Genomic DNA, 15,190 nt, shown 5'->3' on the forward strand with positions numbered 1-15,190 from the left:
GGCCCGTCTGATCCTCCTGCTAGGCTCTGAAACCACTGAGCCCCCGTAGCTCAGGGGATAGAGCGTCGCCCTCCGGAGGCGAAAGCGCAGGTTCGAATCCTGCCGGGGGCACAATCGAGGCAATCCTTGTCCGCAGAGAGCGCGGACCTGGCGATTGTGCATCCTTTCCTGGGGCCCGAGCCCCAGACCCCACGCCGGGGGATGCCCCCGGACCCCCATCAGTGGTTGCTGTTGATGGTTTTGGCGTGGGATTTCAGTGGTTGATGTGGCGGGACAACCGCCTCCTCCCGACGGGCGTCGCCTGGCCGGCATCGAAATCAGCCGTCTGTCAGCACCGGTTTCGCTCATCTACGCTCGCGTTGTGAAGATCCTTGCGGCACTGGGGCCGCTGGCGGCTGAAGAGAACGCCTCTACCGGTGGGTTTCCGCTCTGGTTGACGCCGTTCCTTGCGATCCTGCTTCTCTGGGTGCTCGCCATCAGGTTGCTGGTATGGGCTCTGCTTCGTCGCGGCAAGAAGCGGTGATAGCTGATTGACCTGCTGTCCGACTTTCGTACACCAGAAGAGCTCATGGACGAATGGGCGCCGGGCAGCGGTTCGCCGCTTTTGGCTCCCGGATCTCCCGATGCTCGACTGCGACCTGACGTGGTCGCCGGGCTCGGTTGGTGTTCCTCGCCGGTGGGCGGCCTGGGTGGCGTCTCGGCGGTGCTGTCAAGCGGCCATCGGAGCTGGAAGCGAAGCCACTGTCCTTGTCGCCGGTGGCGTGCGGGAAGCGATTCGTCGGGGGCGGCCATGAGGGAGGCTTGCGGCGACGGCGTGGGCCTATCGTTGGATCATGGACATCAGCCTGCGGCGAGCCGATCTCGGCAAGGATGGCGATGCGCTCGTCGCTTTGATAGGCGACTACCTGACATGGGGGATCGACCGGCTCCGCCGGGAATACGGCCTTGACGATTCGCCGACCGATCCGAGCACGATCCGGGAATCGCTGGCCACGTACGAGCTCCCAACCGGCCTTTTGATCGTCGCCGAACAAGGTGGCGAGCCGATCGGCCTTGCCGGGCTGCGCACGCTCACCCCTGGGATCGTTGAGGTCAAGCGCATGTACGTGGATCCGCGGGGCCGGGGTCTCGGCATCGGTTCGGCGCTGCTGGACCGACTCCTCGCCGACGCCCGCGAGGTCTTCGCCGCCAAGGTCGTGCGTCTGGACACGGCCCGCTTCATGGCCGATGCCCAGACGTTGTACGCCTCTCGCGGTTTCATCGAGCGTGAACCCTATGAGGAGACGGAAATCCCACCCCAGATGCGGCATCACTGGCGTTTCTTCGAACGCACCATCTAGTACCACTCGGGTCGAAATTCGTGGCGGTATCAGAAGGACTCAAGTCAATCCGATGCCGGCGATGCGAAGAGGCGCGGCTGGAACGCGTCGAGTCGAGTCGAGCCGAGTCGGGGTTGGGGTGGTGGTCCGGGTGTTAGTTGTTGGTGGGGTTTGCTGTGGCTACCAGGGCTTCGGCTACTGCTCTCAGCTTCTGGTTGGTGTCCTGGGAAAGTTTGCTGAGGATGGTGAAGGCCTCGGCGGGCGTGCAGTGGCGTTCGGCCATGAGTATGCCTTTGGCCTGTTCTATGACGGCGCGGCTTTCCATGGCGGTCTGCAGGTGGCGGGCCAGTGTCGCCGTGGCGTCGTAGAGGTGGGCGTTGGCCAGGGCCACGGCCGCGTAACCGGCGAACGTCTGGGCCAGCGTGATGGCGTCGTCGTCGAAGGCTTTCACGTCGACGCTGTAGAGGTTCAGGGCGCCGGTCACCTTGTCCTGGACCGGGAGTCCGACGGACAGGGAACTGCCCACGCCGGCCTGGACAGCCCGGGCCGTCCAACCGGGCCAGCGGGTCTCGCCGGCCATGTCGGGCAGCGACAGCGTCGCCGTGTCGTTGGAGGCGTCGAGACACGGGCCGTGGCCGTTCTCGTACTGCCACTCGTCGAGATCCGAGGCCAGCGTCCCGGTGAACGCCGCCGTGGTGGCCCGGTCGCCGCGGATCAGGGTCACCGACACCTCCGTGGCGCCCGGCAGGCTGCGTTTCGCCAGTTCGGCGACGCGGGAGAGGATCTGGTCGAGGTTCGTGTCACTGAGTTTGATGCGGCCCAGTTCGACGAAAGCGGCAGTCGGGTCGAGCGGCTCGGACGACGTCATGGGGGCCACATCTCTGTACGTGCCCCGGCACTGCACACGGGGCCGGAAGGGATCGCTGCCCCTGGTCTGAGCAGGCCAGGAACGAGCGCCACTTCTTGACGCCGGTGGACCGCCCCCGGTGGTGGCCGGGCGGTCGCAGAGTCTCCAGCGTAACGGTCCGTGGGGCGACCACGAACGGGTTGACTGGCCGCGCGGAGGGTTTACGGCCCGAATCGGCGTTAGATTGGGGCGAGGGTCAAGCCGCGTGCCCTTGGTTTTCTGTCGTCACAGTCACCTGGGAGCACTGTGTCCACCTCACGGCATTCCTCCGCATGGTCGCCGGCAGCGGCGACGTCCGATGGCCAGAACCCCTCCGTACCAGGAACGTCCGCCACGGTGACCGGTCCGGACGGAAGGGTCCTGATCGAGATCTCGCGCCACACGGAGCACCCTGACGGGGTCCAGCACCTGCCGGTCGCCGTCATCGATGTGGCTGGTGAGATCGACGCGGAGACCGCACCCGTGCTGCGCACCGCCCTGACGCAGGCCATCCGGCACAACCGTCGGGTCTGCTGCGATCTGAGCCGGGTCGCGTTCCTGGGCGCGGACGGGGCCAACACGATTTTCGGCGCTGTGCGCAGCGCCGACGACACCGGCTGCGCCTTCTCTGTTCGCGGCGTACACGGCATCAGTGCCCTGGTCTTCCAGATCACCGGATTGGCTGCCGTTCTGGCCGGCCGGGCGTGAAGCAGCCGACGGCGGGTATCTGATCCGGTCGAGTCTGACGAGACGAGCACCTGCCGGATCGACGAGAGGCGGTCGGGTGTGACGAGCAGTGGAGGAGTCTTGGAGTGACGCAGCAGCGGCCGACACCGCCTGTCCCCCAGAGCCGGAGCCGGCTGAGCGGCACGCTCGTCCTCCTGGCCGGCACGCCCGATGACCATTCGAGCATCGAGAGTCAACTGGTCACGATCGCGAAGCTGAGCGCGCAACGGGTGGAGCCGGTCAGCTATGCGTCGGTGACGACCCGGCGCGGGAACGCCTACACGACCGTCGCCGCCAGCAACGACATCGCCCTCGCGGTCGACGAGGCCCAGTACGCCGACCGGACCGGACCCTGCCTCGACGCCCTGGAGACCGCGAAGCCCTACGGCGTGGCCGACATCGCCGAGACGATGCGCTGGCCCGGTTTCCGCGACACCGCCTACCGCCTCGGCTTGCACACGTCGTTGTCGATCCCGCTGTTCGCCGGCCGGGGCGAGCCCGTCGCCGCCCTCAACCTCTACGGCCACGACTCCATCGCCATGACGGTCCTGACCTCCGCCGTCTGGGCCACCTACGACGAGGCCGCCCCGGGCCTGTCCGACCATCCCGGCCTCGATCCCGGCGGCGACGAGCTGGTCGACGGGCTCAGCGACGCGTTCGCCGTCCGCGCGATCATCCAGCAGGCCATCGGCATCATCGTGGCCACCGATCACGGCACGCGCGACCTGGCCTACGCCACACTGCGGTTACGGGCCGCCGACACCGGGTCCCCTCTGCCCATCGTGGCCCAGGCGGTCATCACCGACCGGCGATAGCCGGGGGACCGGCGGCGGCCAGCAGCGCGTCGGCCACGGGAGTTCGCGTGTTGACGACAGCCCGGCCCCGGCGGTGGGTGGTCACCAGGCCCGCGGCCCGCAGGGTGGTCAGGTGCTGGGAGACGCCGCCGGGGGTCATGCCGATGCGGTGGGCCAGCTCCGTTGTGGAGAGTGGAGCGTCCAGCTCGACCAGCATGCGGGCGCGGCCCCGGCCGACCAGGGCGCTCAACGCGTCCGGGGCCTGCACCCCGCCTTCCCACAGCGTGGCCACGCCGCCGGCCGGATAGGCCAGCTGCGGGACGGGACCCCCGGACACGCTCAGGACCCCGGGCCACACGAAGACCGACGGGATCAGGACGAGGCCGGAGCCGGTCGGTACGTCCGCGGCCGTGCAGTGCGGCTGGTCGATGCGCAGGACACCGTCCCGCCAGCTGACCCGGGGATGCAGGTCGTCCAGGACGCCGGCGGTGCCCTCCTCGGCCAGGCGCCGGGCTCGGCGCTGGACCTCGGCGTCCACCAGGGACTTCATCCGCGGCCAGTCGGCGGCGACGGCGGTCGACCAGAAGGACTCGATCTCGTCGGACAGGCGGCGCAGGCCGGTGGGCGGGTCGGCGTGGAGGAGGGCGACGGCGGCGGATCGCGCGGCGGGTGAAAGATCCAGGTGCTCGCGGACCACAGCCGGCGGGGTCGAGCGCAGGACGCTCAGCTCGGTGGCCAGGTCGGCGGCCAGGCCGGCCGGGGGCGGGGTCAGGAAGTCGGGCGTGTAGCCGCCGCTGGGAGCGACCAGGCCGGCCAGCAGACCGTCGGGCGGCAGAGCCGTCCGGTCGGCCCACGGGCGGTACAGGGCGGGCACGCCGGGGCTGCGCAGGATGCGCACGGCGGCCAGGACCTCCCACAGGCAGGACACCGCGAAGCGGATGCGGGTGGCTGAGGTCGCGGACAGGGCGATCGAGACCAAGGTCGGCTCCGGGGATTTAGCTGCGGCTCAAACCTTACGGATCCCGGAGCGGCTCGCGAAGACTGAGCGCGTGGAAAACAGCGAAGCCTTTCGGTCCCTGCACGTCCCGGGCAAGCCCCTCGTGCTGGTCAACGCCTGGGACGCGGCCAGCGCCCGGATCGCCGAGTGGGCCGGGTCGCGGGCAGTCGCCACGACCAGCGCGGGGGTGGCGTGGAGCCTGGGGGCACCGGACGGGGACGCGCTCGGGCGCGACGACGCGGTCGCGCTGGTGGGCCGGGTCGTCGGCGCGGTGTCGGTGCCGGTGTCGGCGGACATCGAGTCGGGCGGCCGGACACCGGACGACGTGGCGGCGACCGTGCGCGCGGTCGTCGCAGCGGGGGCGGCCGGCGTCAACCTCGAGGACGGCCATCGCAGCGTCGAGGAGCAGTGTGCGCGGCTGGCCGCGGCGCGCGAGGCCGCCGGGCCGGGTCTCTTCATCAACGCGCGGCTCGACGCCTATCTGCGCGGCCGGGGTGACGTCGCCGAGGTGGTGAGCCGGGCCGAGGCCTTCCTGGCGGCCGGGGCCGACGGCATCTTCGTGCCGGGCGTGGTGGATCCGGCGATCGTGGGGCAGCTCGCCACGAAGATCCCGGCGCCGCTGAACGTGCTGGCCGGGGCGGCGAGCGCACCCGGCGTGGCCGAGTTGGCGTCACTCGGGGTGGCCCGGGTCAGTCTGGGGTCCGTGGTCGCCGAGGCGGCGTACGCGGTGGTGAGGCGGGCCGCCGAGGAGGCGCTGACCACCGGCACGTACGCCGCCGTCGCAGATGCCCTGGACTACGGGTGGCTCAACGACCTCATGACTCGGCGTACCGCGTAGGCGGGAACGGGTTGTCCGCGGTGAGCGGGACGTTCTCGCCCTCGGCCTCCTGGCGGGCGGTGACACTTTCGATGTCCCGCTCGTCGTTGTCGGCCTGCGGGTCGAACGGCACCGGGTCGTCGGTGGCCGGCGGGACGTCGCCCGCGTTGTAGTCGGTGACTCCGGCGTCGGCCCGCTCTTCCTCGGTGCGGCGAGCCAGCTCGTCGTCGTCGAGGTGCGCGGGGGTGCCGCTGTGGAACCGGCGGTCGCGCTGACCCTCGGCCGCCTCCGTGTTCACGTTGTCCCTGGCCATCTCGCTTCCCCTTTCCTCCGGGCTCATGCCCGTGGGTGTCCTACCCGGCCCCGGCTGGTGGTTAACCGGAGGGTGCCCGGGATCGCACCGCCGAACCAGAGCGGACGGCGCTGTGCCGATTTGTGTGCGCAGCGTTACATCGAGGTCGGTCCCGGGTAGTCGTGCCGCCCTACGCGGCTGCGAAAGGGACTTCATGGCACTGACCGGAACACCGGAACGCTTCGACGTCCGGGCCCGCAACCGCGAGGAATCCGTTCTCGTCCTCTTGCGACTGCCGCTGGGCGTGGCGGTCGAACTGGCCCGGACGACCACCTCGACGTTGATCGCCGTCTTCCCCAGCCCGATGACCGGTCTGCCGGCGGGGACGGCCACCGCGGTGATGCGGCGGGCGACCGCGTTCATCGAGGACCATCCCGAGCGTCCCCTCACGGTGGGCGACATCGCGGCCGCGGCCGGCGTCGGCATCCGCGCGTTGCAGACCGCCTTCCGCCGGGATCTGCGGATCACGCCGACGACCTACCTGCGCCGTGTACGCCTCGACCGCGTGCACCAGGAACTGCTGGCCGGCGGGCCCGGCGTGACCGTGCGCGAGACGGCCCGGCGCTGGGGTTTCACCAACCTGGGGCGGTTCGCGGCCGAGTACCGCGCCGCGTACGGTCGCAGCCCCGGTCAGACCCTGCGCGGGTGACGCGTCACAGCGGCAGGACCACGCGGGTGGGGGTGTCGCCCACGCAGGTCACGGCCATCCGATATCTGGCTCTCGCCCCGGTGAAGAGCACCCGGGCGGTGAGCGCCGGGCCGGCCTCGATGGTCTGGGCCGTGAAGCCCTCGGCCGGCTCGGACGCGGTCAGCGTGGCCTTGCCGCGCTCGCACGTCGCGAAGGCCGCGCCACCCGGCGACTCGAGGCGTTGCCCGATGGGCGGCGCCACCGGCGGGGACGACGTCGGCTCGGTCGACCGGCTCGGCTCGGCCGACGGCTCGCTCGCGCTGGGCCGGACCGGCTGGGCCGCGGGCGGTGCGGTGGTCGGCGCCGGGCCGCTGCCCACGATCGCCGGACGACCGGGGCCGTCGGTGATCACGGGGGCCGTGCCGCCGCGGCCCGGAGTGGCGGCCGGGGGACGGACGGCGGACGAGCCGGTCACGCTGGGCGCGACCGAGACCGGCACGTCGGCGGCCTGCTGCCGCCGGCCCGGCTCCGGGTCGCCGCCGGCAAGCCAGGTGACCAGCGCGGCGACGGCCACAGCAGCCACGGCGCCGCCGGCCACGAGATACTTCTTCCGTACGGTGCCCGTCCCGCCGGCGGCCGCGGCCGGGCGCCCGCGTGATCCGTGCGGCGGACGGTCGAGCGCGGTGGCCGGCCAGGCCGAGTTGCGTGGCTGGTCGAAGCGGGACGACTCCCCCAGGTTGCCGTGGCTCGCCGGGGCCCCCGCGACGATCGGCCGGTCGTTGGGCCGCGCGACGACGGTCGGCTGGGCCAGATAGCGCGGGGCTTCCCGGGGCGGCGAGGGCCGCGGCACCTTCGCGGCCGGCTCGTGGTCCTCGCGTACGGCATCCGCCGCCGCCGCCTCGGCCGCGTCACCCAGGACGGCCGCGACCTGGCCCGCGCTCGGCCGCTCGGCCGGGTCCTTGAGCAGGCAGCGGTCGATCAGCTCGGCCACGGCGGTGGGGACGCCCGGCAGCCGCGGCATCGGGTCCGGATCGATGTAGACATGGGCCTCGAGCATCTGCGTCGTGGTCTCGGCGCTCCACGGCGAACCGTGGGCCAGCAGCCGGTAGAGCAGCACCCCGAGCGCGTAGACGTCCGAGGCCGGCACCACCGCGTCGCCGGTGAGCCGCTCGGGCGCCAGGTAGGCCGGGGTGCCGACGAGCCTGTCCTCGGGCGCGGCGGGACCGGCCACGGCGGCGATGCCGAAATCGACCACCTTCACGCCGGCCGGGGTGACCATGACGTTGGCCATCTTGATGTCGCGGTGGACCAGGCCGTCCTCGTGGGCGGCGGCCAGCGCGGCGGCCACCTCGCCACAGATGCGGAAGACCTTGCGCGGCGGCAGCGGCCCGGACGACACCCGCTGCTGCAGGGTCGGGCCGTTGACGAGCTCCATCACCACGTACGGGAGGGGGTTGCCGTCCTCGTCGGCCTCGCCGTAGTCGTAGACCTGCGCGATGTTGGGGTGGGACAGCGTGGCCGCCGAGCGGGCCTCGTCACGGATGCGGGCGCGCGACTGCGGATCGCGCGCGAATCCCTGGGCGAGCACCTTGACCGCGACCGACCGGCCGAGCACCTCGTCGCGGGCACGCCAGACCACGGCCATGCCACCTCGGCCGAGTTCGCTCAGCAAGGTGTAGCGGCCGCCGAGCGCCTGCTGAACTTCCACCCGTGGCAGTCTGCCCGTCCGGCCGGGAAATCGCACATCCGAACAAGCCTCGAATAGCGCTCGCTTTCGCTTTACGCCTATGGTTTTCGCGGCGCCGGAAGAATTGATCTCCGCGGCGCCGGAAATCGATCAAGGAGCGGCATGGCGAACTCGGTCCGGCAGCGAATCGCCGATGCCACCCTCGGCCGGCTGCTGCGGCAGGGCGCGGCGGCGAACGACTACGTGGTGGCGGCGGTGCGCACCCCGATGCGCGACGGCGTGGTGCTGGTGGGCGACCACTACGCGCCGGTCACCGGCCGGCCCCGCGGGACTGTCCTCCTCCGTACGCCGTACGGACGGGGTTTTCCCTCGTCGGCGATGAACGGCCGGTTGTTCGCGGCGCGCGGCTACCACGTGCTGATCCAGAGCGTGCGGGGCACGTTCGGGTCGGGCGGCCGGTTCGAGCCGATGGCCCAGGAGGCCGCGGACGGTCAGGACACCGTGGCCTGGCTGCGCGAACAGCCGTGGTTCGACGGGCGGCTGGCCACGCTGGGAGCGTCCTACCTCGGCTGGGCCCAATGGGCGCTGATGCAGGACCCGCCGCCGGAATTGCGAGCCGCCGTCGTTTATGTCGGTCCACACGACTTCCGCGAGGCGGTGTTCGGGACGGGCACGTTCACGGTCGGCGACTTCCTCGGCTGGAGCGACATGATCGCTCATCAGGAGGACGGCGGGCTGCTGCGCCGGGGCGCCAACGGGGTGTCGGCATCGCGGCGGCTGCGGCCCGCGCTGCGGGGGGTGCCGCTGCCCGACGCGGCCGATCCGGTGCTGCGGGGCCGGGCGCCCTGGTATCGCGAGTGGCTCTCGCACCCCGACGGCGACGATCCCTGGTGGCTGCCCTACCGGGCCGGCGGCGCGCTGAGCCGGGTCGAGGCGCCGGTGCTGCTGATCGGCGGCTGGCAGGACCTCTTCCTCGACCAGACCCTGGAGCAGTACGCGGCCCTGAGTGCCCGGGGCGTCGAGGTGGGCCTGACCGTCGGCGGGTGGACCCACCTGCAGATCGGCATCCAGGGCGCGGCGACCGTGGCCCGCGAGAGCCTGGAGTGGCTCGACCAGCATCTGGCCGGTGGCCCCGCCACCCGCCGGTCGCCGGTCCACGTCTTCCGCACCGGCGAGCGACGCTGGCACGGGCCGGCGTCGTGGCCCCCGCCGTCGGCTCCGGCCGTGTTCCAGCTGCACGCCGACCGGACGTTGACACTGACGGCCACGCCCCCGCCCGGCCCGGGTGATCCGGCCGCCCCGCCGGTGTCGGTGCCCCCACCCGCGCCGGCCACCGACGAGACCGTGAGCTTCCGGTACGACCCGGCCGACCCGACGCCGACCGTCGGCGGGCGCACGCTCACCGGCTCGATGGGCGTCAAGGACAACCGGGCTCTCGAAGCCCGCGCCGACGTGCTGACCTTCACCACCGAGCCGCTGCCCACGGCCGTCGACGTGATCGGGTCACCCGTCCTCGAACTGGCTCTCGCCGTCGAGCCGGCGCACGCGGACGTCTTCGTGCGGCTCTGCGACGTCGACTGGCGCGGCCGTTCGCACAACTTCTCGGACCGCCTGCTGCGGCTCGATCCCGCCGTGCCCGCCGGTCGGCCACAGCACCTCACGCTGACGCTCGACCCGTGCTTCCACCGGCTCGCGGCCGGTCACCGCCTGCGCCTGCAGATCTCGGGTGGTTCGTTCCCCCGGTTCGCCCGCAATCTGGGCACCCCGGGCGAACCGGCCGTGGCCCACATGATGCGGCCGCAGGATCACACCGCCCACTGTGCGCGCTCGCGTCTCATTCTGCCGGTCGCCGGACCCGAATGATCATTTCTTGTCGGGGTGCTTCATCCACCACTCGGTGAATTGACGGGCCTGGCCCAGATTGTCGAGCCGGAGCACCCACAAATTGCTGTAGGCGTCGTCCGGATAGGTCGTCGTCGCCTCGATGATCGCCAGATCCTCGGTGACGATCAGCGGATGCCACTCGAAGGTCGTGCTGCCCGGTTCGTCCCTGATCGCCAGCCACCGTTCGACGATGGTGTCGCGGCCGAGCCAGGGCTGGGCGAACGGCTCGGTGAAGTAGGCCGCGTCCTCGGCGAAGAGATCGGCGATGTGCCGCGGATCGTTGGACTCCCACGCCCGGCGATAGTTGGCGATCCAGGCCGTCACCGCGTCCAGACTGGTCATCGAGCCTCCCCAGGCCGGCCCCGCCCAGCTCTTGAGCGGGGCCGGCACCCACTTTACGGAGTCTTCTCGTACGCCAGCTTGCTCAGCTCGGGCAGAGCGCCGTTCCACAGCAGATCGCTCACCTGGCTCAGCAGGATGAAGATCAACCCCTCCCGCGGGTCGGTGAACCAGTCGGTGCCGAACCCACCGGCCCAGCCGTACCGCCCGGGGCCGCTCACCTCGTCGCCGGTGACCGTGACGGCCAGCCCGTAACCCCAGCCGGCCCCGTCGAGGAAGACGCCACCACCGGCGATCTGCTCGTCGGTGAGGTGGTTGGTGGTCATCGCGGCGACCGACTTCTCGGAGAGCAGCCGGGTGCCGCCGTGCACGCCCCCGTCGAGCAACAGGCGGGCGAAGGCCAGGTAGTCGTCCGCGGTGGACAGCAGTCCGGCCGAGCCGTTGGGGAACGCCGGCGGCTCGGTCCAGGCCTCGAGCGGCTCGATCTCGGAGCGGCTGAGCCGGCCGGTCCCGGGGTCGGTCTGATAGTGGGCCGGCAGCCCGGCGAGCCGCTCGGCCGGCAGCCAGAAGCCGGTGTCCCGCATCCCGAGCGGGGCGAAGAGCCGCTCGTGCAGGAGGTCGCCCAGGGTCGTCCCGGACGCGCGGGCGAGCAGCACGCCCAGAACCGTCGTGCCCGCGTTGTACATCCACTTCTCGCCCGGCTGGTGGATCAGCGGCAACGTGCCGAATCGCCGGATCCACTCGTCGGGCCCCAGCCGGGTGCGCGGCTCGGGCTCGGCCAGCCGCAGATCGAGATCCTGCCAGGCCCGGACGATCGGATAGGGCGGGTTGACCTCGCCCTCGGCGTCGACGACCAAGCCGAATCCCAGCGTGAAGGTCAGCAGGTCTTCGATCGTGACCGGACGCTCGAGCGGAACCGTGTCGTCGAGGGCGGCGTCGGGACGGGCCAGCACCCGCCGGCCGGCCAGCTCGGGCAGGAACCGCGTCACCGGCTCCTCGAGGTCGAGCACGTCGTCCTCGGCCAGCATCAGCGTGACGGCGGCGAGCACCGGCTTGGTCATCGAGGTGATCCGGAACGGGGTGTCGCGGCGCATCGCGACGTCACCACCGAACTCGGTGACCCCGGCCGTCTCGACCCGCACGTCGTCGCCGCGCGCCACCAGGGCCACGAGACCGGGAAAGTCACCGCGCTGGACCCGCGCGGCCATGGCTTGCTCGAGTTGACTCGACATGGGTCCCACACTGCCATTTCCTGTCGGTGGCCGCCGCTATCGTCGTCGCATGGATCACAACTGGCGGCACCTGCCGGCTCCGGCCCGGCCCATCGCGGCCGCGGCCTCGGCCGCCGTGACCGCGGCGCAGGCGCACGACGCCGGCGCGCTCGACGCGGCGACCGCCGAGCTCGCCACGCTCGACGCGGCCCAGACCGGTCTCATCCTCGGCACGGCCATCCGCCTGCTGCTCGAGCGGGGCCACCCCGACGGCCTCGACAGCGACGCGGTCCGTGAGGTGCTGGCCGGCTGCGTCCGGTCGGCCGCGGCCTGGCATCCCGGCACCGATCCGCAGGTGGTGCTCTACCTGCTGGCCGCCGCCCTGGGCGTGCTCGACGAGGACGAGACGGCCGCGCCCAAGCCCGACGTGCTGGCCCGCCACGCCGCCCTGCTGCTGGCCGACCAGCTCGGCGCCCGGCCGCCGCGTGAGATCCTCACCGCCGCCCTCACCGAGATCGAGCACACCCAGCTCAACGACTGAGTCGTTGAGCCTCGGGCGAGAGTGAGGAGGCGGCATGACACCGACAGACCCGGGGCTGCTGCTCCGCCCGATGCTGCACGTGGACGATCTGGCCGCGTCGATCGCGTTCTACCGGCAGCTGGGCGGCGAGGTCATCCACGGCGGCGAGGACACCGACTGGGTGCTCCTGCAGCTCGGCACGATCCAGATCGGCCTGCTCCGCCGGCCGCCCGACCGTGCCCGCGGCGAGGACACCGTCGAGCTGACGTTCGACGCGGCGATGCCGCTGGCCGAGCTCGAGTCCCAGCTGCACCGGGCCGGCATCCCGGTCGACGAGGTGGGCACCGACCGCGACTTCGGCGAGCAGCTCCACGTCCGCACCCCCGAGGGCCTGCTCCTGAAGATCAGCCGGCGCGTGCCCGACTAGGCCGGGTGCTGCGCGGCCCAGCGGCAGATAGCCGCGAGCGGCTCCTCGAGCGTGCGCCCGAGCGCGGTCAGCTCGTACTCGACATGCTGGGGGGCCGACTCCTTGAGCACGCGTCGCTCGACCAGGCCGTCGGCCTCCATGCCGCGCAACGTCTCGGTCAGCATCTTCTGCGTGATGCCGGGCACCCGCCGCCGCAGCTCGGCCGGGCGGCGCGGCCCCGGCAGCAGCGAATAGACCAGCAGCACACGCCATTTCGCGGCCAGCCGCTCCAGCGCCTGCCGGGTGGTACAGCTCTTCTCGAGCACGTCGGGCACGACCAGGTCCACGAGCACCCCCGTCTATGGGTACGCGAAAGTGCCTTCTGGCCCTCCCGCTTGCTCGCAGCCTAGTGTCGCCGCGTGACCGAACGCGTGACCATCCACAGCGAGGGCCTGGCCCTCTCCGGCGTCGTCCACCGATCCACCGGACGCCGCGCCATCGTCCTGACCGGACCGTTCACCGGCGTGAAGGAGCAGGTGACCGGCCTGTACGCCGAGCGCCTGGCGGCCGAGGGCTTCACCGTGCTGGCCTTCGACCATCGAGGCTTCGGGGAGAGCGAGGGCCGCCCGCACCACGAGGACAGCCAGGGCAAACTCGCCGACCTACGGGCCGCGGTGACGTCGTTGGCCGGATACCAGGTCGCTCTCGTCGGCATCTGTCTGGGCGGCGGGTACGCGATGCGCGCCGCCGCCACCGATCCCCGGGTCGTCGCGGTCGCGGGCATCGCCGGTGCCTACAACAGCCCGCGCTGGTTCGCCGAGCGGATGGGCGTCGAGGCGTACCGGAAGTCGCTGGCCGACCTGATCGACCGGTACGACGAGTTCCTGCCCGCCGTGGCCGCCGACGGGGACGCGGCGATGCCGGGTGAGGAACCGTGGGCGTACTACTCGGCGCACCCGGCCAACTGGACCAACCGGGTCACCCGCGGGTCGTTGCACAGCCTGCTGACCCTGGACGTCCTCGGCATCCGGCCGCTGCTGCCGCCGAGCCTGATCGTGCACGGCCGGCGCGACGACTACTGCTCGCCCGAACTGGCCGAGGCGATGGCCGCCGACGAGACCCTCTGGCTCGACTGCGAGCGCCACACCGATCTCTACGACACCGAGCCGTACGTGTCCCAAGCTGTGACTTCGACGGCAGAGTTCCTCCGCCGGTTCTGACCGTCCGGCACCATGGCGGTATGGCGTCGGTCGCGATTTTCCACTCCCTGTACGGGTTGCGACCGTCGGTGCTCACCGCCGCCGAGCGGCTGCGCGCCGCCGGGCACACCGTCGTGGCCCCCGACCTGTACGGGCTGCCGGCCACCGACTCGGTCGACGAGGGCGCCGCGCTGGCCGACAAGGTGGGCTGGTCCGAGATCGTCGACCGGGCCCGGACGGCCCTGCGGGACATGCCGCCGCGCACGGTGCTGGTCGGGTTCTCCATGGGTACGGGTGTGGTGGACGCGCTGCTGCCCGAACGCCCGCAGACCGCCGGTGTGCTGCTGTTGTCGGGCGCGGCGATCACCGCCGGCCAGGTCCGGTCCGGACTGCGCGCCCAGTTGCACTTCGCCGATCCGGACCCCGAATATGTGCCGGCCGCCGCCGTCGAGCGCTGGATCGACGGCATGGAGGCGGCCGGCGCGATCTTCGAGGTCTACCGCTACCCCGCTGTCAGTCATCTGTGGATGGATGAAGACCTGCCGGATCACGACCCCTGGGCCACCGAGTTGGTGTGGCACCGGTGCGCGGAGTTCCTCCGGCTCTCGTAGAACTTGCGTAATGCGCATCACTGCATTCCGTAAAAGTTTGCAGCCGCTGCAAACCTGGCCCTAGCCTTCCGGGGTGGCCCAGACTCCAGCCGCGGCGCCGACGCGTCGCGATCGCAAGAAGCAGCAGACCCGGGCTGCGCTGATGGCGGCCGCCCTGCGCCTGGCCGACGAGCGCGGCCTCGAGAACGTGACCGTCGAGAACATCAGCGAGGCGGCCGACGTCTCGCCGCGCACGTTCTTCAACTACTTCGCCACCAAGGACGACGCCCTGCTCGGCGGTCCGCTGCCGCACGGGCCGTCGATGCGCGACCGCCTGCTGGCCGTGCCGGCCGACGTCCCGCTGGTGCCGGCACTGCTCGAGGCGATCAGCGCCGACATCGCCGAGATCCAGCGGGAACGGGACTTCTGGCTGCTCCGCCTGCGGGTGATCCGGAGCAATCCGTCGCTGCTGCCGGTGCTGGTGGCCCGGGGCGAGTGCGCCGAACAGGAGACGGTCGTCGCGGTCGCCGCCCGCACCGGCCTGCCCACCGGCGACCTGTTCCCGCAGCTGGCCGCCACCCTGGTCGGGGCCGCGTTCCGCACCGCGATGATGCGCTGGGCCACCGCCGGGGACGGCCGCGACCTCTACGACCTCGTCCGCGAGGCCTTCGGCGTCCTGGCCACTGGCCTCGCCACCTCAGCTCCTACCCACGAGGACATTCGATGACATTGACCAGTCCGTCCGATCGACCGGACCCGGCCGACCGGGCCGAAGCCGTCGTCGCCGAGGACGCTGTCGCCCTCGGCGGCGTGCCGGTCACGGCCGAGGCGGTCG

General features: G+C 71.7%; 19 protein-coding genes and 1 tRNA gene. 13 read left to right on the forward strand and 7 right to left on the reverse strand.

Annotation, left to right across the window (positions count from 1 at the left end; genetic code table 11):
- The first annotated feature begins 39 nt into the window (after window positions 1-39).
- The 3 genes from HJC40_RS16400 to HJC40_RS16410 all read left to right on the forward strand — a co-directional run bounded on the left by HJC40_RS16400 (window position 40) and on the right by HJC40_RS16410 (window position 1,340).
- Window positions 40-111, forward strand: a tRNA-Arg gene (locus HJC40_RS16400).
- A 250-nt stretch (window positions 112-361) separates the two neighbouring features.
- The gene (locus tag HJC40_RS16405) at window positions 362-523 is read left to right on the forward strand and encodes a hypothetical protein (RefSeq protein WP_250001941.1); all 162 of its coding nucleotides are present in this window, start codon (window positions 362-364) and stop codon (window positions 521-523) included.
- Between the two features lie 310 nt (window positions 524-833).
- The gene (locus tag HJC40_RS16410; RefSeq protein WP_250001942.1) at window positions 834-1,340 is read left to right on the forward strand and encodes a GNAT family N-acetyltransferase; all 507 of its coding nucleotides are present in this window, start codon (window positions 834-836) and stop codon (window positions 1,338-1,340) included.
- Between the two features lie 133 nt (window positions 1,341-1,473).
- On the opposite strand, the gene HJC40_RS16415 is transcribed toward HJC40_RS16410, so the two are convergent.
- Complete coding sequence (locus HJC40_RS16415) at window positions 1,474-2,187, reverse strand: GAF and ANTAR domain-containing protein (protein WP_250001943.1); 714 nt, start codon at window positions 2,185-2,187, stop codon at window positions 1,474-1,476.
- Window positions 2,188-2,562: 375 nt separating this feature from the next.
- Here HJC40_RS16415 and HJC40_RS16420 point away from each other — a divergent pair, with 375 nt between their 5' ends.
- Together HJC40_RS16420 and HJC40_RS16425 are read left to right on the forward strand one after the other, a co-directional pair.
- Window positions 2,563-2,913: an STAS domain-containing protein gene (locus HJC40_RS16420; RefSeq protein ID WP_250001944.1), complete on the forward strand. Its 351-nt coding sequence runs from the start codon at window positions 2,563-2,565 to the stop codon at window positions 2,911-2,913.
- A 104-nt stretch (window positions 2,914-3,017) separates the two neighbouring features.
- A complete protein-coding gene (locus tag HJC40_RS16425; protein ID WP_250001945.1) occupies window positions 3,018-3,746 on the forward strand; it encodes a GAF domain-containing protein in 729 nt (242 codons plus the stop codon).
- Here HJC40_RS16425 and HJC40_RS16430 read toward each other — a convergent pair.
- Window positions 3,730-4,704: a helix-turn-helix domain-containing protein gene (locus HJC40_RS16430; RefSeq protein ID WP_250001946.1), complete on the reverse strand. Its 975-nt coding sequence runs from the start codon at window positions 4,702-4,704 to the stop codon at window positions 3,730-3,732. The genes HJC40_RS16425 and HJC40_RS16430 overlap by 17 nt on opposite strands.
- 70 nt (window positions 4,705-4,774) lie before the next feature.
- Here HJC40_RS16430 and HJC40_RS16435 point away from each other — a divergent pair, with 70 nt between their 5' ends.
- The gene (locus tag HJC40_RS16435) at window positions 4,775-5,560 is read left to right on the forward strand and encodes an isocitrate lyase/phosphoenolpyruvate mutase family protein (RefSeq protein ID WP_250001947.1); all 786 of its coding nucleotides are present in this window, start codon (window positions 4,775-4,777) and stop codon (window positions 5,558-5,560) included.
- Here HJC40_RS16435 and HJC40_RS16440 read toward each other — a convergent pair.
- The gene (locus HJC40_RS16440) at window positions 5,538-5,852 is read right to left on the reverse strand and encodes a hypothetical protein (RefSeq protein WP_250001948.1); all 315 of its coding nucleotides are present in this window, start codon (window positions 5,850-5,852) and stop codon (window positions 5,538-5,540) included. The two genes, HJC40_RS16435 and HJC40_RS16440, sit on opposite strands and share 23 nt — an antisense overlap.
- A gap of 193 nt (window positions 5,853-6,045) precedes the next feature.
- Between HJC40_RS16440 and HJC40_RS16445 the strand changes: the two genes are divergently transcribed.
- Window positions 6,046-6,540 carry a helix-turn-helix transcriptional regulator gene (locus HJC40_RS16445; RefSeq protein WP_250001949.1) on the forward strand — a complete coding sequence of 165 codons (495 nt, stop codon included), beginning with the start codon at window positions 6,046-6,048 and terminating at the stop codon, window positions 6,538-6,540.
- Between the two features lie 4 nt (window positions 6,541-6,544).
- Here HJC40_RS16445 and HJC40_RS16450 read toward each other — a convergent pair whose 3' ends face one another.
- Window positions 6,545-8,227, reverse strand: a complete 1,683-nt coding sequence (locus HJC40_RS16450; protein WP_250001950.1) for a serine/threonine protein kinase — start codon at window positions 8,225-8,227, stop codon at window positions 6,545-6,547.
- A 141-nt stretch (window positions 8,228-8,368) separates the two neighbouring features.
- Here HJC40_RS16450 and HJC40_RS16455 point away from each other — a divergent pair, with 141 nt between their 5' ends.
- Window positions 8,369-10,069, forward strand: coding sequence for a CocE/NonD family hydrolase (locus tag HJC40_RS16455; RefSeq protein WP_250001951.1), 1,701 nt, complete (start codon window positions 8,369-8,371; stop codon window positions 10,067-10,069).
- Here the strand turns inward: HJC40_RS16455 and HJC40_RS16460 are convergent, their stop codons facing one another.
- Together HJC40_RS16460 and HJC40_RS16465 are read right to left on the reverse strand one after the other, a co-directional pair.
- Entirely contained in the window at window positions 10,070-10,432 is a 363-nt protein-coding gene (locus HJC40_RS16460) for an SgcJ/EcaC family oxidoreductase (protein WP_250001952.1), read from the reverse strand.
- A 53-nt stretch (window positions 10,433-10,485) separates the two neighbouring features.
- Window positions 10,486-11,661 carry a serine hydrolase gene (locus HJC40_RS16465; protein WP_250001953.1) on the reverse strand — a complete coding sequence of 392 codons (1,176 nt, stop codon included), beginning with the start codon at window positions 11,659-11,661 and terminating at the stop codon, window positions 10,486-10,488.
- Between the two features lie 49 nt (window positions 11,662-11,710).
- On the opposite strand from HJC40_RS16465, the gene HJC40_RS16470 reads away from it, so the two are divergent.
- Window positions 11,711-12,181: a hypothetical protein gene (locus HJC40_RS16470; protein WP_250001954.1), complete on the forward strand. Its 471-nt coding sequence runs from the start codon at window positions 11,711-11,713 to the stop codon at window positions 12,179-12,181.
- A gap of 34 nt (window positions 12,182-12,215) precedes the next feature.
- Window positions 12,216-12,587 carry a VOC family protein gene (locus HJC40_RS16475; protein WP_250001955.1) on the forward strand — a complete coding sequence of 124 codons (372 nt, stop codon included), beginning with the start codon at window positions 12,216-12,218 and terminating at the stop codon, window positions 12,585-12,587.
- Here the strand turns inward: HJC40_RS16475 and HJC40_RS16480 are convergent.
- Entirely contained in the window at window positions 12,584-12,913 is a 330-nt protein-coding gene (locus tag HJC40_RS16480; protein WP_250001956.1) for a helix-turn-helix domain-containing protein, read from the reverse strand. The two genes, HJC40_RS16475 and HJC40_RS16480, sit on opposite strands and share 4 nt — an antisense overlap.
- A gap of 72 nt (window positions 12,914-12,985) precedes the next feature.
- On the opposite strand from HJC40_RS16480, the gene HJC40_RS16485 reads away from it, so the two are divergent.
- The 3 genes from HJC40_RS16485 (at window position 12,986) to HJC40_RS16495 (ending at window position 15,082) form a co-directional block, all read left to right on the forward strand.
- Window positions 12,986-13,786, forward strand: coding sequence for an alpha/beta hydrolase (locus HJC40_RS16485; RefSeq protein WP_250001957.1), 801 nt, complete (start codon window positions 12,986-12,988; stop codon window positions 13,784-13,786).
- 20 nt (window positions 13,787-13,806) lie between these two features.
- Window positions 13,807-14,376, forward strand: coding sequence for a dienelactone hydrolase family protein (locus tag HJC40_RS16490; protein ID WP_250001958.1), 570 nt, complete (start codon window positions 13,807-13,809; stop codon window positions 14,374-14,376).
- Window positions 14,377-14,449: 73 nt separating this feature from the next.
- Complete coding sequence (locus tag HJC40_RS16495; protein WP_250001959.1) at window positions 14,450-15,082, forward strand: TetR family transcriptional regulator; 633 nt, start codon at window positions 14,450-14,452, stop codon at window positions 15,080-15,082.
- Window positions 15,083-15,190: the final 108 nt, after the last annotated feature.

Origin of the sequence: Actinoplanes sp. M2I2, assembly GCF_023544445.1 — a bacterium.
Lineage (GTDB): Bacteria > Actinomycetota > Actinomycetes > Mycobacteriales > Micromonosporaceae > Actinoplanes.